This is a genomic window from Paenibacillus shenyangensis (assembly GCF_000346635.1).
In the GTDB taxonomy this organism is placed as follows: domain Bacteria; phylum Bacillota; class Bacilli; order Paenibacillales; family Paenibacillaceae; genus Saccharibacillus; species Saccharibacillus dauci.
The window spans coordinates 114,928-141,777 of the sequence record NZ_AOIG01000022.1; the positions used below are offsets into that span (position 1 = coordinate 114,928).

A 26,850-nucleotide genomic window follows, 5' to 3' on the forward strand; every position below is an offset into this window, starting at 1 on the left:
AATATTGGCTTTTGAACGCAAGTCTATGGAATCATTGGTTCAGGATATGGTCGATTGGTCACGGGGAGTGTCTTCCAAAATCACAGACTACCGGATCGGATCTCGGGCAAGAACATTCCTGGAGTCTCCAGCAAAAGAAATTGAAGAGCTGTATGACAAGGTTTATCGCCATATCCGCAAGCTGATCGCTGAAAGCATATATACAGTCATGGCATTTCCAAAGCTGCAGGCGGTATCTGCGACTGGACAAGTCGTATTCAGCCGCACCACGGCAGCTGACGATAATTACCTCATTCCGGCAGGTACACTGGTAAAAACTAAAGCAACGGCCGCATTAGCTCCGGTAACGTTCAGGACGATCAGCGATGCTGTGCTGCCGATCGGCGAAAAAACAGTCATCGTATCCGTAGTAAGCACGGTACCAGGAACAGATGGAAATGTAGAGGTTGGCAGCATTTCAGATTTTGTATCTAAGCCAGCCGGGATTGATGCGGTGACTAACCTGGCAGCATTTACAACGGGTAAAGCCGAAGAAACATTGGACGAGCAGAAGAACCGCTTCCAGAAGTTTATTGCCTCTTTAAGTCGTGGAACATTACCAGCTATTGAATATGGTTCCACTACAGCGCAGCTGATTGATACGAATGGGACTATCATTGAACGGGTTGTTGAAGCGAAAGCTTTTGAAGATTTAATCAATCGTAAAGGTGAAGTGGATTGTTACGTATGGAACGGAACCGGCACGGCATCAAGCGAATTACTAGCTGCTGTAGCCACAACGCTGAAAGGATATTATCAGAATGGCAAACCGGTATATGGCTATAAGCCGGCAGGCATATTGGTCAACCTGTATTCGGCAAAAGTAAAACCTGTCAAAATGCGTTTGAGATTAGCATTGATCGATGGCGCTTCATTAGTAGACACTCAGGTACTTATCAACCGTGAAGTTTCTGATTTTTTCTCTTCTCTTACTCAAGGGAAAGAATTGGTACAAACAGAACTGGAGTCTCGGATCAAGCAGCTTGGAAGTATATATGATATTAAAATTGAGCTATCCACAGATGATGGTAAAACATGGACCTATGACAATCTGCAGGCAGCCGATACAGAGATTTTAACTCCTGTGTTCCCGCTGCTGTATGTATAGGAGGTCCATATGAATCTATTACGTAAACTGCTGGATAACCTGGGAGACAAGTGGAACAAATCAGCTAAGGAATTCCCATTTTTATCGATCAAGAAGGGCAACGGGCTGCACAGCATGATCACGATAGATTTGGGCGTGATCTATTTTCATAGTGCGCCCTATCGACCGGGATTACCGGGCAAACAGTCTATTGTAATGAAAGGACTGGATGCAGACGACCTTTTACGCTTAATTCGAAGTATGGGATATGAAGTGGAATATTCACCTGAACACGATGATTACCCGGATACTGGAATCCTTGCCCTGTTGGAAGTGAAAGACCAGCCACTGGATACTGTGCTATATGCTTTCACCAGTGGAACATGGCAATTGCTCTATCCGATCTACCGAGCACTGAGGCAAGCCAATATGGATATTGATGAAGCGCTATCACAATTAAATCGGGATATGGCAAAAGGAGACTGGCTGGATTACTGGGCCAGTTTTTTTGCGATCCAACGGAATCCCGGGGAAACAGATAATAATTTTATTCGCCGATTCACGATGTGGCTGTTTAATCCCAAAACTAACAATATCGCATTGAAAGAACTGCTATCTTACCGGTTACAGGATACCAATATTGAAGTACGTGATAAAGCTCCAGCGGAGTTTGAGTTAACAGTCGATACAAAATACATCGAAGATTCTTCGGATTTGCACGAGATTCTGTTGGAAGCTAAAGGAGCCGGCATCCGTTATTTTTTAAACTATATATCCCCAGGATTTGCTGAGGATTATAGAGCACATTTTCAGAATATACGAGGTCAAAATTTTTCTGAATCTGATGAGTTGTCCGGATCGATAAAAGCCATATTTAAAGAGACAATACAAAAACCAACCGAGAGCTTCTCTGCTGAAGCTACTTACCAAGAAATATATAGGCTGCCGTCAGCGAGCTTTGACGGATCATTCCGATTATCAATCAGTCAACTGGGCGCGGGAAGACTTGGCGATGAATATACAGCCTATCAAGATGTAGTAACGATATCACTTATTAAAGATGGACAGACCATATACGAGAATGAATATTAGGAGAGATATTATGAACATGCACAATGAGGATTTCCCGCTGCCAGTTGGATTAGTCAGCGTAATTTTGCATAAAGGGCCGCTGGCAGATGGTCAGATCATTGAAGAATTTCACATCAAAAATCTGATCGTTGCCAATGCATCAAGATTCATGGCGAAGCGTATGCGTCCTGGAGCAAACTGGGGGGCCGGTATTACTCATCTTGAAGTAGGAACCGGCGTTGGAGATGGAACACAGGCGAGTCCTCAAGCCGCAAGTTTATCACAGACGGTTTTGCGTTCCCCTCTTGCGCGCAAGGCAATCACTTCATGGACCTATTTGGATTCGAATGGGCAAGCAACATCCGCAGAAAGTAATATTCTGCAGCTGACTACAACCTTTCTGGAAAATGAAGCGAATGGAGCGGTCGTTGAAATGGGGATGTTTGGCGGCGATGCATCCAATACATTAGGATCTGGCTATATGTTCAATTACAAAACAGTGCCGGTGATTAATAAGACCAGTGAGTACCAGCTGACATTTGCTTGGCGACTCACATTTTAAGAAAGGAGGAATTTAATTGGTGTATCAACCTAAAACGAATTGGCAAAAAGGTGAAGTTCTTGAAGCGAGCGACGTTAACCGAGTGGAGCAAGGGTTAGGCGATATTTATAACCGTCTTGATAAAGCTGTTACTGTTGATTTAACGCTAGCAGCAGGCACTTCTACTATTGTCACGTCTCGCGATGTTCCTTTCAATGTGCTAAACCTAACCGGCCGCATGCTGCTCAACCTGCTGGGGCGATCGGGTAACTTCGATAATCTGCTGGGTTGGAATTTGACCGGCGGATCTGGAACCATCAATACGACGCAGGCTGCTTACGGAACGAGTGCGCTGCTGTTTACTTTGTCCGCCACGTCTGGACGGATTACCCGGACGGTACCGACTACACCAGGCAGCAGGTACCTGATTGCTGCCGAGATTCGGAATGGTACAGCCACAAGTGCTAACCTGTTTGTATCGGGCGGTCCTACTGGCGCGGTGGTATCTACCAATACGCAGTACCAGCTATCCTATGGGCTGTACACTGCTGCTGGATCTTCAATGGATATTGGAATTGGTATACTCGGCACCAGTGGTCAGACCGTTTATATTGATGGATTCCGAGTGTACGAGTTGTCTACTGCGGATTATACAGCTGCCAGCAAAATGGATCGTACGGGCATCGCGGCCTGGTATCCATACACGGAAGGTCTGGCCGGGGTGCGAAATCCGTATGCGATTCGCTGGACCAGTGTAGCCAAAACAGAGGTTTCCGCTCTTATGGCTTTTGATACAGAGTTACTGGCTCCGCCTGTGGTAGCTGCTGAATCAGATCGGGATACATTGTCCGCAGGAGCCGACGGGCAGTATTACAAAAATACAGTCTGGCGTAAACGCGCATTGTCTGGCGAACTGAATTGGGTAATCAGTGCCAGCCTGGCCGGCTTTAAGGAAATCAAGATTGTCGGGTATGAATCCTATTCACCATCTACAGTCATTCCAATAAAATTTGATGGCACGATTATGCAAAATGCCGTGTCGAATAAAGCAGATGTAGCTTCCTTTGATGGAGCAGGCAACCTGTACTTAACCATTTCATCAGCTGATAGCGGCTGGGCGGATGGATATTCCCCGACCATAGATGAATTCAAAGCCTACATGTATGGTTGGAAAATGTATGACGCATCCACCAATGCTGCTGATGGCCTGGGAGTGTATTCCCGGACAGACGGATTGAATAAGCGGTGGACCCCGCTTGCCAGTTTCAACGGGATAGATTACAGCGGGAACGTCTCTTCGGTACCTTCTGCAAGACCTGAAAATTTAATTACAGGTGGGTACCGTGTGTCTCGACCGGTCACAGATTATATGCTGATGTACCGCCGTCCCGCTTCCGGATCTGACCCAGTGCCTACCGAAGGTGCAATGAATCTGATTCAGGGCGACAATGTGATTGAAGTAGGCAGCGGCATCGTGCTGCGTGAACGAGTAACGCCGTTCCGGGATAATACCTCATGGAATATTAATAATGGATCACCTTCCAGTTCTGGGTATGAATACAGCACATCATTAACCAAGCAGCGTGTGGACCGATTTATAGCTATCTACAAAGACAATCGACCAGATAAGTGGGCATTATACCCGAATACGATTACTACAGCAGGAGCCTTAGCGCAACAATCGTATATTAATTATGATTCCAATTCTTCTTATTCAGTCATGTACATTCCGATGGATCGGTATCCAGTAAGTGCTGTTGCAGGTAACTACCCGATGAATGAACGAGCGATTATGGACGAGTTCTCTAAAGATATACAGCAGCTTACTCAGCGAATCTCGGTAACTGAAAACAAAAAAGCGGAGAAAGATGTTCCGCAATGGATTACACCTACTACTTTGAATTCTTGGACCGTAGGGCTGGGGTTTGGTTATCGGATTGAAGGTAACCGGATCTACTTCCGCGGCTTACTACAAAGCGGTGTGACAGCTTCACAAACATTGTTGTTCACCATTCCGGAAAAATTTAGAACTCCGCGATCTCTTACCGCATCGCTGGGTACCTATAACGGGTCGTCTGGACAAACCGTTGCTATCGACTTTTTTAGTGACGGACGTGTACGACTGGCTGTTGCCAGCGCCTTGACAGCTATTTCTTTCGAAGGATTTAGTTATCCACTCAATTAAGGAGGTCTTATTGTGAAATCAATTCCGTTTGTTAACAGTAAGGGATTTTATATAGAAGACAAACTAACTAATGATGATCAATATTTTGGTATTCGTTCATATCCCGTGTCTGCCGAAGAAGGCGCAGAAATCGGCTTTATTGTTGGGGTTCCGGCAATGCCTGGTTTGTACACACCGAGATTAAATATAGATAAGATTAAAAAAATGTTTGGGAATGATCCGGAAAAATGGACGATGAATTTTACAGAAAATGATGCCAACTGGTTGTGGGTAGAAGGTGCAACAGAAGAAGAAATTAAAGATATGAATCCTACCCCGGAACTTACGGAACTGGAAAAGTTCAAACATGATATGGCGGAGCAGATTGCCGCTTTATGGGATTTTAATTTATCGGGAGGTGCATAAGTATGCCATTACCGACAGCTGCTTTACACGCCTACTGTATTACAATCTTCGAGACAGGATCTCGTACACTATCACAGTTTCAGCCCGCTTGGCAGGAAGAACTTAAAGTACATGCAGTCAAAGTCGAGAATTACCCAGTGGAAGTTTATGATAAGACCCTACTGGCTGAACGTATCACTCAGGTACAATATGACCAGCTGGTTGCAATGATGCCACCACCTACCCCTGCCCCAATAGATGAAGTTAAAAATGATGCTGATTCTGGAGAGGGAGGTGATAGCCTTAATAATAATGAAAACTCAACGCCGTGAAGGCGTATTTTTTTTGGACTTAATCATACAACAAAGGAGCGACGCGGCGCATGATATTCAAAGAGATTGTCGTCACGTCCGCAGTTGATCAGTTCAGCCTGGAAACCGTGGACAAGATCGGTGCGCTAATGGAGCGTTACGGTTTTGCTGTCATTACAGCGCTATTTCTGTTTTTTGTGCTGTATAAAGTGATCTTTGATTACATTAGAGAACTCAAAGACGCAGTGGCACGAGCAGAAGCCGGACGGGAACGGGCAGAGGTTGAGCGGGACGAAGCACAAAGCGCATTTCAAGCATTGGTGAACGATATTAACGCCGAACGGAAAGAAGTCCTTGAGTCTCTGACCGGTATGGTCAGCAAGATAAAAAAGGATACCGACGATCGGGGAGGGTAAAGCATGTTTCGTAAATTGTTAAAGCGGTTCGTTCCAAAAGTGCCAGAACCGCACGAAATATCAAAAAAACCGGAGATTGAGAAGGTCAAAAGCCGGGCGAAGGTCGTGCGCATTGCTTATCAAGATGCGTCAGAAAAATTAAAAAGAGAAATTGAGAAGAACGGATTTGCTCCGTATCTGATCTATGAGCACAAAAAGGGGGAGCATCAACGTGACACTTAATGACGTATGGCTGTTGCTGCTGTATGCAGTGTCTGAGTTTTGCGTAGTTTACATGATTATTAAATTTTATCCATACTTTCGAGAACGGTTCGCAGCCGGAGCGATCAATCAATTTATGCTGGCTATGCTTGGTTTTATGGTTGCATACGGAATCAAGATGGCAACGGCTTTTCTTATCCGAATCAGCTATATTATGCAGCCGGGCGATAGTCCCATCGATCATGCCTTACAGACGTACACCTGGACGGCAGCTCAATGCCTGACAACTGCATCATTGATCATACTGGCGATTTTGACACATAAAAAACGTTTTGATGTCTGGTTTTATCTGCGTCGTCAAGATCGCAAATAAAAATAATATAGAAAGAAGGTAGTAACAATGCAAAATCGTAAAACAGGAAATGCTCAAGGGATCGATGTATCTCGCTGGCAGGGGAATATCAATTGGGGGGACGTTGCGAAAAGCGGCGTCTCTTTTGCTTTTATAAAGGCTACACAGAACAAAATAGACTCGATGTTTATTCAGAATATTATGGCAGCCCGTGCAGCAGGTCTGCTGGTAGGCGCCTATCATTACCTCGATGAGTCGGTCACCAATCCGGCGCAGGCGCGGGCGGCAGCTGGGAAGTTCTATACAGCAATTATGGCAGGCGGCGGGGTGGATCTGCCGCCGGTACTGGACTATGAGCATAAGTCTGGTTCGGTCAGTCCGGCAGCTGCTTCTGCAATCGCGCTTGCCTTCCTGCAGGAGATTGAGCGGCTGACGGGCAAACGTCCGATGCTATATACCTATCCGTCCTTCATCGGCAATTTCAGCAACCTGCAGCAGTATCCGCTATGGATTGCTCGCTACAGTGCCAGCAGAGTGCCAGAGGATGCGCAGGGTTGGCGCAGCTGGGAGTTCTGGCAGTACAGCGACGGAACAGACGGCGGCACACTGCCGGGCGGTAGCCGCAAGGTGAAGGGCATTTCCGGACCTGTGGATCTAAACGAGTTTAACGGTACCGTCGATCAGCTTCAGGCAAAGTATGGGAAGCAGCCAGCAGCAGCCGTAGAGATGGAGCCAGCCGAAAAGAAAATACGGGTTGTGTATGAGGATGTGGTCGGCACTGGCTATCTGATCGGTGATACGACCTATGTATCTATCACTGCCCTGGCTGATGTGTTCCGGTTCGCTGTCGGATTTAACAACAAGAATAAGGCGGCTATCATCAATGGCCGGGAGCTACAGGACACGCAGCTGATCGGCGGCAAGTCTTATGTGCAGGTTCGTCCGCTGGTCAAAGCATTCGGCGGCGTATTGATATGGGATAATGAAGCCAAAAAATTGACTGTGAAGAAAGGTTGATGAACATGGATAAAATGCAATTGGTTCTGGCATTTGCTTCAACACTTTCGGTAATTATTTTAGCTCTGGTACAACTGGTTAAAAGTACTGTCCCTATTCCTAAAAATATTGTACCAGTAATCGGAGTAGTTGTTGGCTTGTTGATCGGATGGGCAGCAGCTCCATTCACAGATCTTGAACTAGTATTGCGCTTATGGTCTGGTGGTCTGGCGGGATTATCTGCTACAGGATTGTTCGAACTTGCACTTAGTAACCGACAAGGTACAACTAAGGAATAATCAATACTATAATTTCAAGCCCTCTGTAGCTAATGCTGATAGAGGGCTTGAAATTTTAAAATAGAATCTGTAGTTAATTTACATACATAAAGGTAAATCGAATCCCACTTGACAGAAATAGAAAAAAAGATAAAATAGTTTACAAGTGGATAGATCAAATGAGGTGATAAAATGCGATATGTTAATGAAAAAGAATTTGTCGATTCTGAATTCCCCTTAAAAGTCCGTTCCCAAATTACGTCTGCTATTTATATGGGATACGACATGGTTACACAATTAGTTAAAGATAACCACTGGCTTCAGTCTGTCTATGGTAAGAATACTTATGGTATTTTAAGAAATGCTGCAGTATCTTTTTGTATTGATAGAAAAATAGCTGAACATGGATTAGATATTTCTTCAAAATCCGTAACTAATAGTAGAAGGAATTTTAACTATATACAATTATTAACTGGTAATTCTATTATAAATATATCACAAGTGAAATCGCCTAATGCAGTACCTAGGTATGCAGATTTCAGGTACGAAAATAGTTTAGTGAATGGTCAAGTAGAGTTGCATATCGAAAAAGATGTTGCCCAAATTCTGAAAAAACTTAGAACCAATGAAGTAAATTATATGATTCTGACTCATGGTTGTTTTAATAATGTACCTGCTTTTGTACATATTGGAATACCAACAGTCGGGGCAGATAGCTGGCGCTACCAATATAATCTTTTAAGAGATCCTTACGTCATTGAGAAAAATGACGAAGAACACATCAAGTCAGTATTACCAACTTTTAAAGAGCAGTTAGTTAAGGGAGTGTTTGGAGATGGGGAGAAACTTTAAAGCACAAAATACTTCAGTTCCCATACCTGGACGAATTAGGAATGCTAGAATGGCCAGAGGAATGACTATTACAGATCTAGCAGAGCAATTATTTATTACAAAACAAGCATTGTCTCAATATGAATTAGGTCACAGTTCTCCAAGTGGAGAAGTGTTTATGAAAATTGTTAATACATTGAAATTTCCAACGAGTTATTTCTTTAAACCATTACCATCCAATAGACCAAAAGGAACTGTTTTTTATAGAAGCCTAAAATCAACAGCTCAAAGATCGAGAGATATCCAAGTTGCGAGATTGGATATGCAAGAGGACATTTTCAATTTTACAGAGAATTACTTGGATTTCCCTGGTGTTAACTTACCTGATTTTGAAAATGTAAAATTAGATAACCTTCAAGTTGACGATATTGAGCTGATGGCTACTAAATTAAGAGAGCATTGGGGATTAGGGAATGGACCGATTAATAATATTACGGCTTTACTAGAAAATAATGGATTCATAATCTCGAAATTTAAATTCAATGATCATAATGTAGATGCTTACTCACAATGGAGAGAGGGAAGACCTTTTATTGTTGTAGGGACTGATAAAGAAGCTTCAGGAAGAATGCGATTTAACTTAATGCACGAAGTTGGTCATCTAATAATGCATAAATGGGTGACTCCTTTGGACTTAAAAGAAAAGTTAATGCTTATTGAGAACGAAGCGCATCGATTTTCTTCAGCCTTTTTATTACCGAGGGAATCTTTCTCACGTGAAATAATGTCTACATCTTTGAATCATTTTACAGAATTGAAAAAAAGATGGAATATTTCAATACAAGCAATGATTAAACGTTGTGAAGATTTAGATTTACTTTCCGAGAATCAAGTTCTTTATTTACGTAAACAGTTATCAGCTAGAAGAATGAATAAAAAAGAACCGCTTGATGATGTGATACCACTTGAGGAACCCAATCTTCTCAAGCAAGCTATGATAATGTTAACAGAACATGGAATAATAAAGCCTAGTACCCTAAGTGAGGAACTATGTTTACCACAACAAGATGTAGAAGAGTTAAGCTCTTTACCTCCGGGCTTTTTCTCACCTTCTGGTAAAGTGATTCAATTAAATTTCAAGTGAAAGTAGGCGGAGTATGGATAATGAAATTATGCCTTCAAATAACAGAACTGGTTATTCTCCTGCAAACACTAATTTATCAAATTTTGAAATTTATTTAAGAGATTTAGGATTGCCTGCAGATAATGTAATAGCCGAATCAAATGAAAGAGAGCAAATTATGCAATCTTTTCCTTATTTAGTTGGCTCATTAAAGCCGGAAGTTAAAGCAGAAGCAAGATACTTATCTAAATTTATAGCTGCGTCTGCAATAGGATTATTCGATGCAGCCTTAAATTATATATGGAACGAAGTTATCACTAGTCTAAGACAAAAAATTATTGTATATGGATTAGATCTTTTTTTTGATGCAGCAGTTGGTCAGCGGAACAGGGATCAGTTTAGTGAAGAAGCGGATTTAGCAGGCATTAAAGATAAAGTTCTTTTAGATAATTGCCGCAAACTAGAATTAATTGGTGATTTATTGCATAAAAAACTATCTCATGTTTTAACTATGAGAAATGATATCGGTTCATCGCATCCTAATACGTATTCAATCAATTCATTCGAGTTACTTGGATGGCTTAAAACTTGTGTTGATGAAGTAATTGAAGTTTCTCCTTCGAAAGCAGCGATGACTGTTAGAAGCATTGTTGACAATATTAAAAAAAGTAGCAATGAATTAAGACCTGATTTAATAGCAACTTTTGAAAGCAGTATTGCCGATCTTTCAACAAAAATGACGGGGAATTTGTTAACAACAGTTTTTAGTCTTTTTACTGGTGAAGCTACTCAAAAAGTCGTACAAGAAAACATTCTAAAAATAGCACCTGCATTGTGGATGCATTCTACTGATTCAGTAAAATATGAGCTTGGCGAAAAAATAGATGTTTATAAAACCAAGTTAGACACTGAAAGAGTAACTTTAGCTGAAAGGTTTTTTGATGAATGTGGAGGTAATCGCTATTTCACTGCTTCTACTAAGTTTATTAATATTACAACTCTCTGTGATGATTTATATAGCGCACATGTTGGGTGGGACAATTTTTATTATGAACCTAACTATGCAAGAGAATTGATGAAAATAATAGGGAAATCAGACGATATTCCTAAAGAGAGAGAAGAGAAATTAATAAAAACTATTCTTTCCTGTAGGTTAGGAAACGGAGTATCTTATTGCGAAGGCGTTTCTCCTGGAGCAAAAAAATACTATGATCAGTTTTTTTCCATTTTAGATAGTAATCAAATCAAATTACTACTGTCTTATTTAGTTGATGATAGCATTAGAGTTTCATTATCAGGCGAGAGAAGAAGTAGGCATATGAAAAGTATTCTGCAGATAATCAGAACTCCTTTAAATTCTGAAAGAGTGAACGAGGCTATCGACTATCTGTTGGCTTTTAGTAACGATTTATACAATGCTCCTTTAACAAAAGGGTATAAAGAAATCATTAGCAATTTTTAAATATAAAACGCAAATTAGGGTTATTTACTTCGCTAAAAAACCTAGTTTGCGTTTTATATTATCAAATCATAATTGTATAGAGAAATAAAGTGGAAAGACCAATATACAAAGAATTAAAAACAGATATGGAATTACTAGCAGCTGCACTGTCCCAGGTACGTGTTAGAGTAGAAACAGAATCAGAACTTGGAGTAGATATTATTGTGGACTATGGTGGACCTGTTAGGATCTACACGCCGGAATTCGTTAAAATACAAGATACTTATTACTCTAGAGCTATACATACATTTAAAGCAACAAAGGCGTAGTATTTTTACCGCTAAAAAGCACAAAAAAATAATAAAAGGCTCTGCCTGTTATGACAGAGCCTTTTATTATTATATAGTCTACATATATGATACTAATTTATTCTTTTGTAACACGTTACATTCGTATATAATTGAAATAGGTGGAACTGGTAATCTAATTACCAGTTCCAGTCATCATTGCAGACTCTAAAGTGCCTCAATCACTTTAGGGTCTTTTACTTTTGTAGTTCATAAATGCAGTGGTTAGATTTAACCCCGCTGATATGACATTTAGAACTACAGCCAATTCAAAGAGCAATGAAATCACCTCCTTTGTTTTGGCATAATCTAATTATAGTGCAAAAATAATATTTGGGAACTAGCCTTTTCACCAAATAGGCTTATTCATGTCCAGAATTTCAGGAAATCACTTTATTTTTGATTTTCTGATTTATTTATTTTAAAAATATTTGTTTATGGACAAAGTACTATTGAGAAAAGAGTTGAGATATAGAATAGAATTATGTAAGCATATATTTCAGTTAAAATAATATACAATACTAATAAACTCTAGTTAGCTTATAAAGCTTGTTAGTATTGTATATTAGATAAGAAATCAATCTTTTTGCTTTTCGGATTTTTCTTTAAGTTTGTAAGCTTCTTTTACACAGAAGTGTATACTAGATAACCATGAATATTTAGACCATATAAATGCAATAAACAATACAAAAAAAATGAAAATAGGTAAAATACTCACAAGGTACATCGTATAAATGCCACCTATTACATCGCTATAAGCTTTGTTTTGTTCTTTTAAAATATTATCGTATATTCCCATTTGCGCTTTGTAAAAAAATCCAGAGTGTTCAAACCAAGGTATGTTTTTTAAAAGTTCAATTTTAGCTTTTACTTTTAGCATAATTATTTCATGTGTCCAATCAATTTGCTTCATAGATTGTTGTAAATAGAAAGCAAGTACTCCTAATATAGTACTTAAAAAGAATATGGCTGAGGATACAATCAAACTTATTTGTTTCATAGATTCGTATTGTGCTTCAATTCCAGAATGTATACTTCCTAAATTTTCAAAAGATTCTTCTTGGATTAATTTCTGCTTCAATGTGATATCTTGTGATCTAGAAATTGCACCCATAGAAAGTTTAAAACGTCCTTTTTTAACATTGTAATTCTTTATCAGATATTCGGTGACCGATTCGTGCCTTGAACTTCTCTTCATTTTGTTAATTCCTCTCTAATCAATAAATTGAAACTGGATGTTTCATATAATACAAAGGGCTCCGCCAATTATGGCAGAGCGTGTAATTTATTCCTGTCGTTACTAAGATAACAGCCCCATATTTTTAATGGAGTGCACTTTTACAAATTCCGTAAACCATTATTACAACAAATTTACATTCAGTAAATTTTATTTACTATTAATAGATCCAAATTGTTCTTGAAGCTGTTTAACTTGCTTCTTTAACTGCGATTGTCGTTCAGTCAAACCGATTAAAAGAAGAACAAGTCCTACATAAATACCCCAATTAAAAAAGTCTTTTGGGCCATCTATGCTTATGTTGTATAGTAATCCTGCAATAATTAAAAACCATCCTATGTAAATCATATTCAGCATCAACCTTTCATTAGTATATAAAGTTTATTATATCGGAAAATAGTGGAAAAGTTTCAGAATATTTATAACTGATGTTTTATTACCTAAAAGTATATTTTTTGTGGTAGATAAGTAGCAAGATACCGTATACTTTATATATTAACTATAGGACGGTGTATGGTGGATAAGGCCCTTTATATTATATTGAGTATCTTTGATGCAGCAGCCATGATCATTCTTATGTTTAAGCTGTATCGGCTGCCCATAATGATGTATGCAAAAAGAATTTCTGTATTAGCGCTAATTATAACTTTATCTTCTTATTTTTTTAGAGTGGAAATTAGCATTGCTTACTTGGATCTACCAATTCAATATCTGATATTCGTTTTATTTTTAAGGTACGTTATAAGAATGAAATTCCATTATTCTGCATTCGTAGCTGCAGCAGGGATGCTTGGATTCTTTAACATTCAATTATTGATATATTATTTCTTTGATGCATCTGGAGCATTGGATAGTAGCATTGTAAAAGAGATTAGTGGTATGGCAGTATACGCGGTTCAAGTTAGCACAGAAGTTGCTATCTTTCTGCTGTCCTTTATACTCTGGAAATTCAATTTAGGGTTCTCATTTATAATAATTCCGCCGCATGATTTTTCAGATAAAGAAGACTTTACATCTAGACAAAATATTGAAATGATCAGCAGCACATTAATATCAGTTATAACTATTTTTGCAGCCATTATATTTCTGAATTACGGGTATATGTTCCCGTTAATTTTGTTGGCGATCATTAGCTTCGGGCTTTCATATTATTTCTCCAGAAAAGGTGATATGCAATGGTGATTGAAAGCATATCTTTGTTTCTAAGCAAGCGATTAAAAATGCTTGATCCTGATCATCCAGCCGATCAAGAAGTCCTACGTTGGCAAATAAACATTTATCTAAATTACCTGGGCACGTTAATCCTTGTAATAGTTTGCAGTCTTTTTACAGGCAAAATTATAGAATCGCTGTTATCCATGTTTATATTTATAGTCATTAGAAAGTTCTCAGGTGGCGTACATTTACGTTCGATCACAGCATGTACTCTGCTATCTGCTTTAATATTCTGCGTGATACCGTTAATTAAAGTTGATCATATCGGGATTTTTAACATCATAGCAGGAACTATCTTTCTTTTTTATGGACCATCATTTAAAGATGAGGTCACAATAAAAAGTCGATTTTCTAACTTGCAATTAAAACTTATTTGTATAGCTATAGTTTCTAGTAATTTCATTATAGATTCTCCAGTACTGGCATTAACTTTCTTGTCTCAGGCAATTTTTGTTTTACCAATATGGGGAAAATGAAGGGAGGTGAACCTATCATGAAGAAAAGCATTGCTCGTCATATCATGAATGTACTTGTAAAAAACAGCGGAAAATCCGCAGCTAAACGTAAAGGGCTAATTGGAGCAGAGAAACTCCCTGCTGCTTTAAAGAAAGGTAAGTGATTTATGGATTTACTTGGAGTAAAACTAATCGAAGATAAAAAAGTCGGAGATTTTGAAAATTTTAATATTAAAGAAGTATTTAAAATTGATACTTATAATAATGGCGGCCATAGTGTACCTCGCTATCATACGCGTAAGGGCGTTTATGTTGGGATCAGTACCTTAGCAGAATGTAAGAAAGCATTTGATTTCATCCAACTTGATAATGGTACGCTGGCAGATGGAAAGCAAATAAGCCATGTTTCGGACAATGGTTGGTCTTTGATAGCGCATTTTTATAACACAGATATAACAGCCAATATCGCCAGATCAAAAAAGAAAATGATTGAGCATTTAATAAGCGGATTATCGGAGGCATAATGCCTCCCTTTTTTATGCATAATTTTACATTGTAGTCAAGAAAAATCGAATGCTTTCGATTCTCACGCTGTGCATACATTCTTCGACAAATTTCCTGTTTATGTAATTCGTGTTTTATATTAGACTAAATTGGTAAGTTGTTGAATTGAGAATCATTTAATTAGCAAAGCAGATCGATACATAGTAAGTGTTTGCGTATATTTTACGATTAGTACTCATACGTTCTAAAGTCGTTCAGGGGAGCTGCGGTCACACCCGCAGTACTCACTCCAGTTCCCATTCATAAAGCTCGTCCATACCGACTTCCAATATTAAGGAAGCGACATACATGGCTTCGACACTCATTTTTCTTTCATCTCGACAATAGAAAGAGATCATTCGCTGCGACCAACCAGATCGCCGAGCGAATTCAGTTTGTGTCATTTTACGAACCTTTAATATGGAGCGGAGCAAGCATCTCCCTCTGGAGACTTTATACACTTGAATAGCTCCTTCTGCGCAGAAAGGAAGGTATCAGCCCATGACGATTATAACATTCGATGTATAAGCGGTAAACGAGAACAATAAACGAACTATACACATAAAATTACAATTAAAAGGAGAACATACTTAATGGATATTATTTATGAGTGGATAGCACCGAAATTAGAGCAACGAGCATGGGAGGCTGTACTTGTAGCAGAAAGAGAGAACGAGAGTAATATATTAGAATTTTCGGCGCAGCTGCAAAAAATAAAAGACCTTTTAGCAGAGGAACATACAGAGGAGCTGAATAAGCTAGAAGGAATATTTTTAGAGAAGAACGTTGCAGCTAAAAAGGCTTATAAAATGGGCTTTGAAGATGCGCTGCAATTAAAGGTTTCACTATAATAAAAAAACTCCAGTTGTCGGATAGGAGTGTCCACTCCTATCCAATAACTGGAGTTTCCGAAATATGAAACTCGAACCGCTAACTTATGTTAGCGGTTTCTTTTTTGTCCTGATAGCTTTTGCGCGAACTTTGAATTGCAGTATCATTATATGGTATAACAGATAAGGGAGTTTTCGGCTGCCGGTTTAAAGGCTCAAGGTGTAACGGACTGGAAAGGATATTTTCGTGTTGTACATACATAATTGATTTTTATATACGCATATAGAGTTTTGAGACATCCATCACGAAGATCTGTTTTTAGTTACTTTATATTATAGGATTTGTCTAAGTTCATACGTTTCTGCGTTAATGCTTTGAATCATCAGTGAATTGTTCGGTTTGTATTATCCCTCTCTGTGTGGTTGATTGCATACATCGAATTCACTTCTGGGCTGAAGCAGATGATTCAACTGTATATTCGTATTCATAGGATGTATCCCATGTTCCGTAGCAGATGAATTATAAGGTAATGGAGCTCTTTATCCAGCCCAAAGGATTAATTTTACAGATGGATCAGCAACCTTTTAACTTTGCCATCCGTCTAAAAGTCAGGTATGATATAAAGGTTGCTCTATTGTAGTGCAATGAAATGAACAGATTAGTGAACATTCCGTATGCTCATTTTCGCCATATATTCAGTCAGGATATACGAATAAAAGTAAGCCCGATATAACCACCCTAAAGCCATCCATCTGTATGTCAGAAAGCGGCTTGTGGAGTCGCATTTGATAAATAAAAGTACTATTGTCCCTTTCTATCCGATCAGCCCGCTTGAGGCTTGTACCAGTTACTCCAGTTGCTTGCCGGATCAGTAGGCAAGATTATCATTTATATCAAATCAGTGAATTGTTGTCGGCTGCGGAAAATGTTAGAAATACCGCAACTTTTGCCGTCCTATCCGGTATTATCTAATACATAAGGAATAGGAAGATGCGGCGGCAACAATGAGGAGGGTCGCATTTCAATGACAGATTCCCTGTTAATTCAGGAAATTAAAAACGGTGATGTAGAGCTGTATTCTGAGCTAATGCGCCGTTACCAGCGCAAGATTCTGGCGTTTATCTATCATATGCTCAAAAGTTCCAATCTCGAAATAATGGCAGAAGACCTGTGTTCGGAGACGTTCTACAAGGCTTACAAAAGTCTGCATTCTTTCCGGGAAGTGGATGCTTCGTTCTCTACCTGGCTGTATACCATCGCACGCAATACCGTACTGAGCGAGCTGCGCAAGCAAAAAAGCGGCAGTATCCCTCTCGAAGAGAGCGGATATACACCAGTGGCACCGAACAGTATGGTGCCGGAACAGGCGGTATTGCGCGGTGAACGCGTCCAGATGGTACGTGAAGCGATAGACCAGCTGCCAGAAAAACAACGATCTGCTTTGATCCTCCGCGAATACGACCAGTTGGATTATCAGGAAATTGCCGATATCCTCTGTCAAAGTGTAAGCTCCGTCAAATCTCTATTGTTCCGGGCGAGAGCGAGTGTAAAAACACGGCTGGAGCCGTATTATTATGACTCGGTCTACAATCAGCCTAGTGAAGGGATGAAGAGAAAATGAATTGCAGAGAGGCCGAAGAGCTGTTCGGGATCTATTGGGACCTGATGCCGGATGATCCACGCCGGTTGGCACTGGACGAACATGTTCGGGAGTGTCCTGACTGCGCGGCAGAATTTGAAGTGTGGAGAGAAAGTCATGAACTGATTCAGGCAGAAGCAGCACAACTGGAAGAGATGCCGACCATGACAATCCGCGCCGAAAATATAAACCGGAATGTAATGGACCGGATTTATGCCGAATCACCGTGGCTGGTACAGACCGATGTTAAGCGTGGACCTATCTCACGCCTGTTCCGCCGCCGGTTATCCGTCTGGATGTCTTCGCTTATTGCGGTCTTTATTTGCAGTTCCATTTACTTGACACTCGATATGACAGGCACGTTCGAGCAGCAGCCACAGCCCGAGAGGGTAAGCGGTATTGTACCGACAGCAGTGGCTACAGGCGATGATAATACGGTCGTCTATTCATCGCTTCATTTTGCCGGATCGGAACGGGGATTGATCGATCCGCTAGTGATCCCGATGAATCCGAGTCATCCGCAGTACTGGATGATTCTATCTCTTGTCGGTATGCTGCTGGCGCTGGTCTCCCTGCGCTGGCTGGCCCGTACCAAACATCAATAATTAAATACAAAGATACAGAGCCTGCAGGCAAATTCCGTAATTGGACCGATGCCTATAGGCTTTTATTTGTGTTAAGCTGTATTTATTCACAGCCAATACATAGCAGCGATCGCAATAGGCGTGAGCAGTTGGAGGAAGGGTGTAACAGGAAGATGCGGATTGGTTTGATCAGACACGGCTTGACCGACTGGAATGCGCTGGGGCGTATTCAGGGTCACAGCGATATCCCACTTAATGAAGAAGGGAGGAGACAGGCAGCCCGGCTGGCCGAACGGTTAGCGGTAGAGCACATTCACTGGGATCATATAATTTCGAGTAGTCTGCAGCGTGCCCATGAGACAGCCCGGATTATTGCGGAGCGGCTTGATATTCCGTTACTGGAACCAGACGAGAGGCTCAAGGAACGAGGATTCGGACAGGTAGAAGGACTCACTTGGGCAGAACGTGAAGCCAAATGGGGCACAGACTGGGAGACACTGGAACTGGGTCAAGAAAAAGTAGAGCTGCTGCAGGAACGGGGCATGAATTTTCTTGATTCGACCTGGGAGCAGTTTCCCAACCATAATATTTTGGTAGTCAGTCATGGTGGTTTTCTGTCTCATGTGTTTACTTTACTGCTCAAAGAGCAGCATACTGAACGAATCGGTAATTTGTCACTGACTATTCTGGAACGGGAAGCCGAAGAATGGAAAGCACTATTGTATAACAATACAGACCATCTTCAGTCGTAAGATATAATTGGATATATAGGCGTAAATGGAAGCATGAGCGTGATTGAGGCAGATTAAACAACTATCATCCATGCTCTTTCGTCTATATGGAAGCATATCAACAGGAGAATACGGACAGGAAGAAATAGCCGCTTTATGAAGTTTACAGCATTGTCATTATTTTTTCTCTATTTTTTGTTAAATTACTGATGCGCTTACACGTATTTTGGTTAAAATCCAGATAAGGAGCGGATAACATGTTATTGCCCTACCACAATCAATGGCCGATTGTACCCACAAATACATTCATAGCCGAAGGTGCCAAGCTGATCGGAGATGTAACACTCGGTGAGGACAGCAGCGTATGGTTTAATGCCGTACTACGCGGTGATCTTGCTCCGGTAATTATCGGAGACCGATGTAACATACAGGATCTGGCTGTAGGACATGTACATGAGATTCACCCCTTGATTATCGAAAATGATGTTTCCGTCGGACACTCTGCCATTGTTCACGGCTGCCGGATTGGTCAGGGATCACTGATCGGAATGGGTGCCATTTTGCTGAACGGTGTAGAGATTGGTGAATATTCGTTAATTGGTGCAGGTTCAATTGTCACAGAGAACAACAAAATTCCACCTTATACTCTGGCACTCGGTTCACCGGCACGTGTAATCCGCGAACTGACCGAAGCTGATCTGCAGCGAATGGCCAGGACTACACAGAGCTATGTGGATAAAGGAAAAGAGTTCAGGAATCCATGAATAGCATTATGGAGGTGCGCCCTATGTACAAGATGAAAGTAACCTATGAGGTCATGTTGGGTTTGGCAGCTGAGATGGTATGGGACCAAGTACTTCGCGAACATCGGATTGAGGAACTGAACACACTTATTGATCGGGCGCTTGCCGACAGAGATGAAGAATCTTTTCAAAAGTGGACTAATGAATTGCGTTTATTAGCACCAGCAATTGAAGTCGAACTGCCAGAAGTGGAGCATGATGAACGTAAATCATTATCTCACTAGGATGACACACATACATCACTTGATCCTGTAAAAGTCTGCCGTAATCTACGGTAGACTTTTTTGGTGTATCCAGTTTCCAATATTACTTGCTTGTTCATCTACTTACTTTTAAAATAATAAGGATGATGCATGTTCGGAGCAGAGTGGGGTACGAATTAATTCTGCCGGATGGAGACAAAGGAGAATGGGAATGCCGATTTCTTATTTATGGAGCAAAATGTTTCTGACCGACCGCAGGTTTATGTGGTTGTTGCTTATTTGTAATGTACTGGGAACGATTTATGGATACATATGGTACGGATTGCAGATGGAGTATACGCTGGAACACTGGCCGTCCTGGATGGTTATTTTCGTGCCAGATAGTCCAACCGCCAGTCTATTTTTCAGTATTGCCCTGTTATTCTTGATGTTTCCGCCACGCAGTGGATGGCTACAGCTAATACGCAAACTTATGGAAGCACTGGCAGTAGTCACATCCGTCAAATACGGGGTATGGGCAGTGACAATGATCTTTTGGGGGCAAGCACTGGGAGATACCTTGGTATGGGAAGACTGGATGCTGACCGTATCCCATCTGGCCATGGCCATAGAGTCGCTGCTATTTGTCCGCTTTTTCATATTTGGATGGAAATCATTAATCGCTGCGCTTCTCTGGACGCTGCTAAATGATTATATGGATTACAGTCAGGGTATTTATCCATGGTTGACCAAGCAGCTTGTGAGGCGTCTTGATCAGGTACGTAATTTTACCGTATGTCTGACGATAGCTTCTACATTCGTAGGTGGTCTGGCGCTATGGCAGGCACGATACGCGCGCCGCAGTAGATAATCCAAGTGTCAGATTGCTTTGTCGTAAGACGGATCTTTTACTGTCGGCTATTATACCAATGAGGATATGTCAGATCGCAAAGGAGTAAGTTTATGCCCAAAATCTATCGTACCAAGCGTATAGAAGGAACCACTGTTCCTGGTATTATTCATAACGGCAGTTATTTTATGATCAATGTAGATGTGTATGAAGATGGAATGGTCAATTGCTGGGAACTGGTGGATATGCATGGGTTGAAGAACAAGTTGGAGCAGGGTTGGCTCGTTACCCGTATTCCTGACGAAGAGCATCTGTCCATTTTCCAGCTAGGCTATTACAAGGTGGAAAAAGCGGATTGGCTGTACACCCCCGAGACCTATTATGCGCATATCCAGCAGACAATTTATCAACTGAATCCCGATGCGGCGAATATATATACGATCCATGAACGGGAACGGCAGCTTATGCAGCAGCGAAAAATCATCTATGCGCCAAAGGCTGTTCCGTTTTATATAGAAAACGAGTTCGGATATTCTACAGTCGATGGCAGTGGATTTTATATTTTTTACCGTGGATCGGAACAAAATGGCCTTGTATATCTGAATGTCTATCAGGATGGACGGGTGGATTGGATGCACGATGGACAGGAACATGTCTCGGATATGGATAAAGTGCAGGAGTTGTTCGAAGACGGAACCTTTTTTACCGATTGTAATCAGCCTATCCAAATCAAGATTGATGGTTTGGCGACCCTAACACTATCCGGTAGCGCATCCGCTTCTTCGGTAGATAAATATGCGGAACTACAGGAGATGCATACCCGCCTTCAAGGTGGCAAAACGGTGATGGAGCACTGCAGGGACTGTTATCATGCCTATCTGGAAGAACCATCGGAATATAACCGTGAGCAGCTGCGGGAAGCTTATGAGAAAATACCTGAGCATCAACGCATGTTTCTCGGAGATATGGATAGCAGGGATAGCGACTATGTGCGTATTATTTATGATCCTGAGGATAAGCGGGAAGTGTAAAGTATAAAGAGTTAAAAGTAAATTTGTAAGAAAACACTGTGATCATTAATCTGTTTGAAATTATAAAAAGATGATAAACGATTTGAATGTATATTTGATTTTTTATCAGTTATGATATCTGGATGAGATTGGCTACAAGAGCCCCAATTTTTTCCTTTGCATTTTGATGGAAATGCAGTATGATAAACTCAATTAAATGAAGTTACGAGGAAGCACCTCGCTTGTAGATACTTTGGTATCTACAGCGGGGTGCTTTTTTTGTTTTCGTGAAGGAGCGTTTATTGTGAAATCTGTTAAGAAAGCTGCTGTTCAAGAATCAAGACCAATCGTATGCCAGGAAATCCAACGTCCGATATTCTATCGTAAATTACTGCAGACCTCCCTGAGTATTTTAATTTTGTCTTCTGTATTTGGACCTATTTCGAATGCTCGGGCTGCCAATGTTACAGCTGATATTACGTCTATCAAAGACGGAACCAATTCGGTGTCTTTAGATTTTTCGGTTATTATGCCAGACAGTGAAGTTCTGTATAAGACCAATTTTGAATCCAATCTATTCTCAACCTATTATGGTGGTAGCCGCAGTAATGGCAACCAGTCCTATGTCTCTACGGATAAAGGCACTTCATTACAAATCATGGATACTATCACAAATCGTCAGGGGAACGCATATAACTATCCCAGCGTATCCAGTGATTCCAGTTTGGCGCGTGCTTCGATAAACAGTCTACAGCAGGGAGCACGTTTGCAAGCACAATATGATATGCGTTCGCTCTCAGGGTCCATTAATCAAACATCTGTCGGATTTGGTGATATTCGCGGTAAAAAAGGTCTTCCATTAACAGACCATAGTGGAAAGGTAGTCCGTTTTAGAAATACAACGTCGATTGTTCCCGGGAATTCGTCAAGTACGCCTCGAACGATTCCTGTATATGTAGATGGTGGTACTCCCAATTGGCCTGACGGTGAATTTCTGACTATACTGAGTTCGGCAAACAGTGATTGGCACTGGGCAGTAGCTTATTACAGATATCAGGCTGCTACACAGTCACTGATTCTGGACTCTTCCAATTCTTCTTTCTGGTATACAACGATTGGAACATCCGGGATGACGAGTAACGGGAGTTATGTTTTTCAGCCTGGCGATCCGCTTGTAACTTTTCCATATGGAGATTTTAGTACCGGTATGTCGGATATAGGGTATCATCCCGAATGGACAACGTATAGCCGTAGCCTGGATATTCCTGCGGATACGACGCAGTATGACCTGGGCAAGTATGGTGCAACTCTTAACTTTTCCTCAAATACCAATGGTCTCATGCAAGTGGATGAATTTAAAATTGGTTATGCCCAAAAAGCAATTATCTACCGCGATGGTCAACAGATCTATGACGGTTACGATTCCAATTATACCGATCATACCGCTGTCGATATGCAGAAACCGAACCAAGTGGAGAATCTCAGCTATTCCTTTTCTCCTTCGAATAAAAATGTTGTTTTATCCTGGACTGCACCGGTGGATAATGGGTCAGACTATACGTATACTATTCAAGGTCAGTTAAAGGATGGATCGCTGGGTCCCGTTCAAGATCCTACTCATGCAATAGTTACTTCCGGTATAGCAGGCTACATTATCACTCAGGATCATGATGCCAATGCAGTGATATCTTCCGGCTCTGTTACGACTTCCGCGACCCAGCTGATCCTATCTCCTGAGGCCGGGAATCCTTATATACATATCGCAGCAGTAGATAGAAATGGCAATATTGGTCCAACACAGCATCTTACTCTAAGTGACAACAGCAAGCCGGAACTGAATCTCTCCCTTGCATCTGGTGAATGGAATCGTTACGGCAATACAATTTACGTATCTGCTTCAGATCCGGATACATGGATTACCAAGACCGTACTTCCGAATGGAAGTAGTGTGGCATCAGGAGTTACCTCATATAGTGTAACAGAGAATGGAGACTATACATTTACAGTATATGACTGGATGGGCAATCCATCTTCGCAAACGATCACAGTTGCCAATATCGACAAAGAAGGCCCGGTGATTTCATTTACACCCGATGGATCGGATTGGCAGGCTAATCAGGTGGATGTAGATATTTTGGCTGCTGATCGCTCGTTAAAATCGGTACGTTATGTTATAGATCAGCAGAGTACCCGTCCAGATATCAATGAACAATGGACCGATGGCAGTGAACACTTCTCTATTGCATTACCTGCTGAAAAACAGGGCGTCTGGTACGTTCATGTGCTTGCAATGGATGCAGCAGGCAATGAGTCATATGCACATTCAAAAGAAATCAAAATCAAAGCACTGCCAGAAAAGCTAGCAGCTGATTCTATTCATTTGGGCTCTGCTTCATCAGACAGTATTCAAGGGATACTGCCAGCGAGAACAGAGGACACCTACGAAGTGATCAACCAGCAAACAGGGACAATAATAAATGTACCTGCCGGCAGTACTTCATTTATGGATACAAATTTAGTGCCGGGTACATCATATACCTATATCATTACACCTATTAATGTATCCGGTAGAGGAGAATCAGTAAGCAGCAGTTATATGACTATTCCTGCCGTCACAAAAGTGGAGGGTGCCTACCCACTATCCGAGACATCGGTCCGTGTAGAACTAGAATCGGTTCAATCTGCTACGCACTACTTATATGAACTTGTCGACCAAAATGGAGTAATAGCCTCGCAAGGAAGTATGAATACGAGCCGTACATTCGAGCAGCTCACTCCTAACCATACCTATACATTGAGCATGAAGGCAGTGAATGCATCCGGACAAAGTCTGGAGAGTCGATATACGTTTTTGACATTGCCTTCACTTGACCATCTAAACGTAATAGCAGTTGGTACCGATTTTGCCCAGCTATCGTGGGATCGTGTGACAGGAGATGTCTATTACAATGTAAAACGTGATAACCAGCCGATCGTCACCGTTACTGGAGCAACGTATACAACGGCTACAGATACCACCTATAACGATTACCATGTGACGTATCCGGGTTCAAACGTTCTTTTCACGGATCACAATTTGATTTCGGGTACTTCTTATCATTACTCTATTGCGGTAAGCAATACATCCGGACAGAGTCATTTTAAAAATATATCATTGTGGACGTTACCTGCAGCAACAGAGTTGATCTCAAAAAGCATCACTACGGACGCTGCTGCCTATACATGGAAGGATGTACGAGGTGCCAAAGGGTATGACATTTATCTGGATGGTACAAAGGTAGCAACAACAGAGCGTACAAGTTATGAATTTTCCGGACTACATTCGGGTAGTGTACATGTGATCTCAGTTGTACCTTTTAATGATTTCGGTACAGGGGATGCTGCCACTGCTAATTTCATTACACTGCCAGAGCCGATCAAGCAGGATTTGCGTATAGAAGACATTGCCCATACTTCGGCTAAAATAAAGTTTGAACCTGTTCAGGGAGCTGCTAGTTATATTGCTGTCATGGATGGAAAAGAATATACAAGCTCAACTCCAATGATTGAATTAAGCGATCTAAGCGCTGGTAAGATGTATTCGGCAAATGTATATGCGGTCAATGAAAGTGGAAAATCTGTTTCAAGCTTCCTTCAATTCCAGACGATACCGCTTGCGCCTGAATCAGGAAAAGTATCTTCTAACACAGATAATGATCTTCAATTGACCTTTTCTCCTGCGCGAGGTGCTCTATACTACCGTATTTACAATACTCACGGGGAACTCATTGCGACAACCAGGGAAACGACTGTGAGCTTGTCCAGTCCTGGAGCGGGTGTTTTATCTTCTTTTGGGATTGCCGCTGTAGGCAAGAACGGGGAAAGTTCAGAGCGACGGTGGGTAGACTATCAGGGAGCTTCTGTACCAACTTCCCCCAATGTGCTGAGTCTTCTGGATCTGCAGTACAATTCAGCGACAATCGGTTGGGAGCCTTTTAAGGGAGCCGTATCCTATAATATATATAATGGTGATCAATGTATCGGAACTACCGAGGATAATCAGTTATATATTGATCATCTATCAAGTAGTACAACATATAATGATTTCGGGATTCGTGCGGTGAATTCAACTGGCATCCTGGGGAACTTGTACAAGCTTGCATTTGAGACCCGTCCATTTGCAGCATTCCAATTGGATGCAGCTGATATTACTACGTCCTCAGCAACGATCAAAGCTCTGTATGGAAGTTCTTCAGATGTATTTGTATTCGCCGATGGACAAAGTGAGCTCCAGCGATCACTAGCGCAACACATCGAATTAAAAAATCTGTCCGATGCACATCGATACACCATCCGGGTATGGACCGAGAATGCAGCAGGCATCAAATCGGAAATACAGACTGTCACATTCAAAACAAAAGAAAAAACAACAGGCAATGTTCTTCCTGGTATATTAAATCCATTGGTTACCATAGAGCAACACAGCTTGGATACCCTTACCAAGGATCCTGATTCACTAGATGTGCTGCCTTCGTCTACTAATGATACTTATCCATCAAATAGATTTATCGATGTGAAGACCCGGTATTCAGAAAATGCGATCAATTATCTGGCTGATCGCGGCATTGTGAACGGGGATGAATCTGGTAAATTTAATCCCAAAGCTGGAATTACAAGAGCAGAATTTGTAAGTATGCTACTTCGTTCCAAAAATCAGGATCTTGAAAGTTCGACTGCTGTTCAGTCAGTATCAGGTATGTTTAGTGATATTGATGGGAAATGGTATACCTCAAATGTAGTGAAAGCGGCTGAAATGAACTATATTCAGGGGTATCCAGATGGAACATTCAAGCCGGATCGGGTTATTACCAGAGCAGAAGCCGCCAGCATTTTGCAAAGTTTTATCCAGGCAGAAGAACAATCGGTATATTCATTCAGTGATGAGAAGACAATTCCTGACTGGGCCAAAACAGCGATTAATAGGCTGGGAGGCGAACTGTTCATCGGTTATGAAAACGGACAATTCAAACCCCAGCGTAAAATCACAAAAGAAGAAACTGCAGTTGTGATCTATAGACTACTGAATAAGTAAGCCAAAGATATTCCGTATCAAGTATAATCGTGCTTACACTAGTAGCTCTTGAAAACAAAATACAATAAAATTGATTAGGGCGTGTTTTAAAACTAA

The 26,850-nt window shown here is 41.2% G+C and carries 30 protein-coding genes; 27 read left to right on the forward strand and 3 right to left on the reverse strand.

The features are described 5' to 3' along the window. Positions 1-4 precede the first annotated feature (4 nt). The 14 genes from H065_RS0117995 to H065_RS0118060 all read left to right on the forward strand — a co-directional run bounded on the left by H065_RS0117995 (position 5) and on the right by H065_RS0118060 (position 11,277). The gene (locus H065_RS0117995) at positions 5-1,147 is read left to right on the forward strand and encodes a baseplate J/gp47 family protein (protein ID WP_017814479.1); all 1,143 of its coding nucleotides are present in this window, start codon (positions 5-7) and stop codon (positions 1,145-1,147) included. A 9-nt stretch (positions 1,148-1,156) separates the two neighbouring features. Next, on the forward strand, positions 1,157-2,218 hold the full coding sequence (locus H065_RS0118000) for a hypothetical protein (RefSeq protein ID WP_017814480.1): 1,062 nt from the start codon (positions 1,157-1,159) through the stop codon (positions 2,216-2,218). A 10-nt stretch (positions 2,219-2,228) separates the two neighbouring features. Further along, complete coding sequence (locus H065_RS27140; protein ID WP_017814481.1) at positions 2,229-2,759, forward strand: hypothetical protein; 531 nt, start codon at positions 2,229-2,231, stop codon at positions 2,757-2,759. A 19-nt stretch (positions 2,760-2,778) separates the two neighbouring features. Next, a complete protein-coding gene (locus H065_RS0118010) occupies positions 2,779-4,923 on the forward strand; it encodes a hypothetical protein (protein WP_152425927.1) in 2,145 nt (714 codons plus the stop codon). 12 nt (positions 4,924-4,935) lie between these two features. Then, on the forward strand, positions 4,936-5,328 hold the full coding sequence (locus H065_RS0118015; protein ID WP_017814483.1) for a hypothetical protein: 393 nt from the start codon (positions 4,936-4,938) through the stop codon (positions 5,326-5,328). 2 nt (positions 5,329-5,330) lie between these two features. Next, positions 5,331-5,639 (forward strand): hypothetical protein, encoded by a 309-nt coding sequence (locus H065_RS0118020; RefSeq protein ID WP_017814484.1) that lies wholly within the window; start codon positions 5,331-5,333, stop codon positions 5,637-5,639. Between the two features lie 50 nt (positions 5,640-5,689). Then, a complete protein-coding gene (locus H065_RS0118025) occupies positions 5,690-6,034 on the forward strand; it encodes a hypothetical protein (protein WP_017814485.1) in 345 nt (114 codons plus the stop codon). A gap of 3 nt (positions 6,035-6,037) precedes the next feature. After that, complete coding sequence (locus tag H065_RS0118030) at positions 6,038-6,256, forward strand: hypothetical protein (RefSeq protein ID WP_017814486.1); 219 nt, start codon at positions 6,038-6,040, stop codon at positions 6,254-6,256. Then, positions 6,246-6,608, forward strand: coding sequence for a hypothetical protein (locus H065_RS0118035; protein ID WP_017814487.1), 363 nt, complete (start codon positions 6,246-6,248; stop codon positions 6,606-6,608). Before H065_RS0118030 ends, H065_RS0118035 begins: the two co-directional genes overlap by 11 nt. 27 nt (positions 6,609-6,635) lie before the next feature. Beyond that, positions 6,636-7,604, forward strand: coding sequence for a GH25 family lysozyme (locus H065_RS0118040; RefSeq protein ID WP_017814488.1), 969 nt, complete (start codon positions 6,636-6,638; stop codon positions 7,602-7,604). A 14-nt stretch (positions 7,605-7,618) separates the two neighbouring features. Beyond that, positions 7,619-7,882, forward strand: coding sequence for a holin (locus H065_RS0118045; protein ID WP_026136319.1), 264 nt, complete (start codon positions 7,619-7,621; stop codon positions 7,880-7,882). A gap of 171 nt (positions 7,883-8,053) precedes the next feature. Next, on the forward strand, positions 8,054-8,713 hold the full coding sequence (locus tag H065_RS0118050) for a hypothetical protein (protein WP_017814490.1): 660 nt from the start codon (positions 8,054-8,056) through the stop codon (positions 8,711-8,713). Further along, entirely contained in the window at positions 8,697-9,836 is a 1,140-nt protein-coding gene (locus tag H065_RS0118055) for a helix-turn-helix domain-containing protein (protein ID WP_017814491.1), read from the forward strand. The genes H065_RS0118050 and H065_RS0118055 overlap by 17 nt, the downstream gene beginning before the upstream one ends. 13 nt (positions 9,837-9,849) lie before the next feature. Then, the gene (locus H065_RS0118060; RefSeq protein ID WP_026136320.1) at positions 9,850-11,277 is read left to right on the forward strand and encodes a hypothetical protein; all 1,428 of its coding nucleotides are present in this window, start codon (positions 9,850-9,852) and stop codon (positions 11,275-11,277) included. 903 nt (positions 11,278-12,180) lie between these two features. Here H065_RS0118060 and H065_RS0118065 read toward each other — a convergent pair. Both H065_RS0118065 and H065_RS0118070 read right to left on the reverse strand, forming a co-directional pair. Then, positions 12,181-12,801 carry a hypothetical protein gene (locus H065_RS0118065; RefSeq protein WP_017814493.1) on the reverse strand — a complete coding sequence of 207 codons (621 nt, stop codon included), beginning with the start codon at positions 12,799-12,801 and terminating at the stop codon, positions 12,181-12,183. Between the two features lie 189 nt (positions 12,802-12,990). Next, positions 12,991-13,188 (reverse strand): hypothetical protein, encoded by a 198-nt coding sequence (locus H065_RS0118070; RefSeq protein ID WP_017814494.1) that lies wholly within the window; start codon positions 13,186-13,188, stop codon positions 12,991-12,993. A gap of 165 nt (positions 13,189-13,353) precedes the next feature. On the opposite strand from H065_RS0118070, the gene H065_RS0118075 reads away from it, so the two are divergent. The 4 genes from H065_RS0118075 to H065_RS0118090 are packed head-to-tail and all read left to right on the forward strand — an operon-like array spanning position 13,354 to position 15,034. After that, positions 13,354-14,022 (forward strand): hypothetical protein, encoded by a 669-nt coding sequence (locus tag H065_RS0118075; protein WP_017814495.1) that lies wholly within the window; start codon positions 13,354-13,356, stop codon positions 14,020-14,022. After that, entirely contained in the window at positions 14,016-14,531 is a 516-nt protein-coding gene (locus H065_RS0118080; protein WP_017814496.1) for an accessory gene regulator B family protein, read from the forward strand. The genes H065_RS0118075 and H065_RS0118080 overlap by 7 nt, the downstream gene beginning before the upstream one ends. Positions 14,532-14,548: 17 nt before the next feature. Then, positions 14,549-14,674 carry a hypothetical protein gene (locus H065_RS28480; RefSeq protein WP_017814497.1) on the forward strand — a complete coding sequence of 42 codons (126 nt, stop codon included), beginning with the start codon at positions 14,549-14,551 and terminating at the stop codon, positions 14,672-14,674. Positions 14,675-14,677: 3 nt separating this feature from the next. After that, entirely contained in the window at positions 14,678-15,034 is a 357-nt protein-coding gene (locus tag H065_RS0118090; RefSeq protein ID WP_017814498.1) for a hypothetical protein, read from the forward strand. Positions 15,035-15,298: 264 nt separating this feature from the next. Here the strand turns inward: H065_RS0118090 and H065_RS28590 are convergent, their stop codons facing one another. Next, entirely contained in the window at positions 15,299-15,514 is a 216-nt protein-coding gene (locus H065_RS28590) for a helix-turn-helix domain-containing protein (RefSeq protein WP_017814499.1), read from the reverse strand. A gap of 132 nt (positions 15,515-15,646) precedes the next feature. On the opposite strand from H065_RS28590, the gene H065_RS0118100 reads away from it, so the two are divergent. From H065_RS0118100 to H065_RS0118145, 9 genes are all read left to right on the forward strand, one after another. Continuing rightward, positions 15,647-15,904, forward strand: a complete 258-nt coding sequence (locus H065_RS0118100; protein ID WP_017814500.1) for a hypothetical protein — start codon at positions 15,647-15,649, stop codon at positions 15,902-15,904. A gap of 1,004 nt (positions 15,905-16,908) precedes the next feature. After that, the gene (locus H065_RS0118110; RefSeq protein ID WP_017814502.1) at positions 16,909-17,505 is read left to right on the forward strand and encodes an RNA polymerase sigma factor; all 597 of its coding nucleotides are present in this window, start codon (positions 16,909-16,911) and stop codon (positions 17,503-17,505) included. Further along, positions 17,502-18,128: an anti-sigma factor gene (locus H065_RS0118115; protein WP_017814503.1), complete on the forward strand. Its 627-nt coding sequence runs from the start codon at positions 17,502-17,504 to the stop codon at positions 18,126-18,128. Before H065_RS0118110 ends, H065_RS0118115 begins: the two co-directional genes overlap by 4 nt. 152 nt (positions 18,129-18,280) lie before the next feature. After that, positions 18,281-18,859 carry a histidine phosphatase family protein gene (locus tag H065_RS0118120; RefSeq protein ID WP_017814504.1) on the forward strand — a complete coding sequence of 193 codons (579 nt, stop codon included), beginning with the start codon at positions 18,281-18,283 and terminating at the stop codon, positions 18,857-18,859. A 236-nt stretch (positions 18,860-19,095) separates the two neighbouring features. Beyond that, a complete protein-coding gene (locus H065_RS0118125) occupies positions 19,096-19,602 on the forward strand; it encodes a gamma carbonic anhydrase family protein (protein WP_017814505.1) in 507 nt (168 codons plus the stop codon). Between the two features lie 23 nt (positions 19,603-19,625). Beyond that, positions 19,626-19,865, forward strand: a complete 240-nt coding sequence (locus tag H065_RS26300; RefSeq protein ID WP_017814506.1) for an IDEAL domain-containing protein — start codon at positions 19,626-19,628, stop codon at positions 19,863-19,865. A gap of 190 nt (positions 19,866-20,055) precedes the next feature. Continuing rightward, positions 20,056-20,694 carry a DUF1405 domain-containing protein gene (locus H065_RS0118135; RefSeq protein ID WP_017814507.1) on the forward strand — a complete coding sequence of 213 codons (639 nt, stop codon included), beginning with the start codon at positions 20,056-20,058 and terminating at the stop codon, positions 20,692-20,694. Between the two features lie 92 nt (positions 20,695-20,786). After that, positions 20,787-21,704, forward strand: coding sequence for a DUF7638 domain-containing protein (locus H065_RS0118140; protein ID WP_017814508.1), 918 nt, complete (start codon positions 20,787-20,789; stop codon positions 21,702-21,704). Between the two features lie 283 nt (positions 21,705-21,987). Continuing rightward, a complete protein-coding gene (locus H065_RS0118145; protein ID WP_017814509.1) occupies positions 21,988-26,754 on the forward strand; it encodes an S-layer homology domain-containing protein in 4,767 nt (1,588 codons plus the stop codon). Positions 26,755-26,850 lie beyond the last annotated feature (96 nt).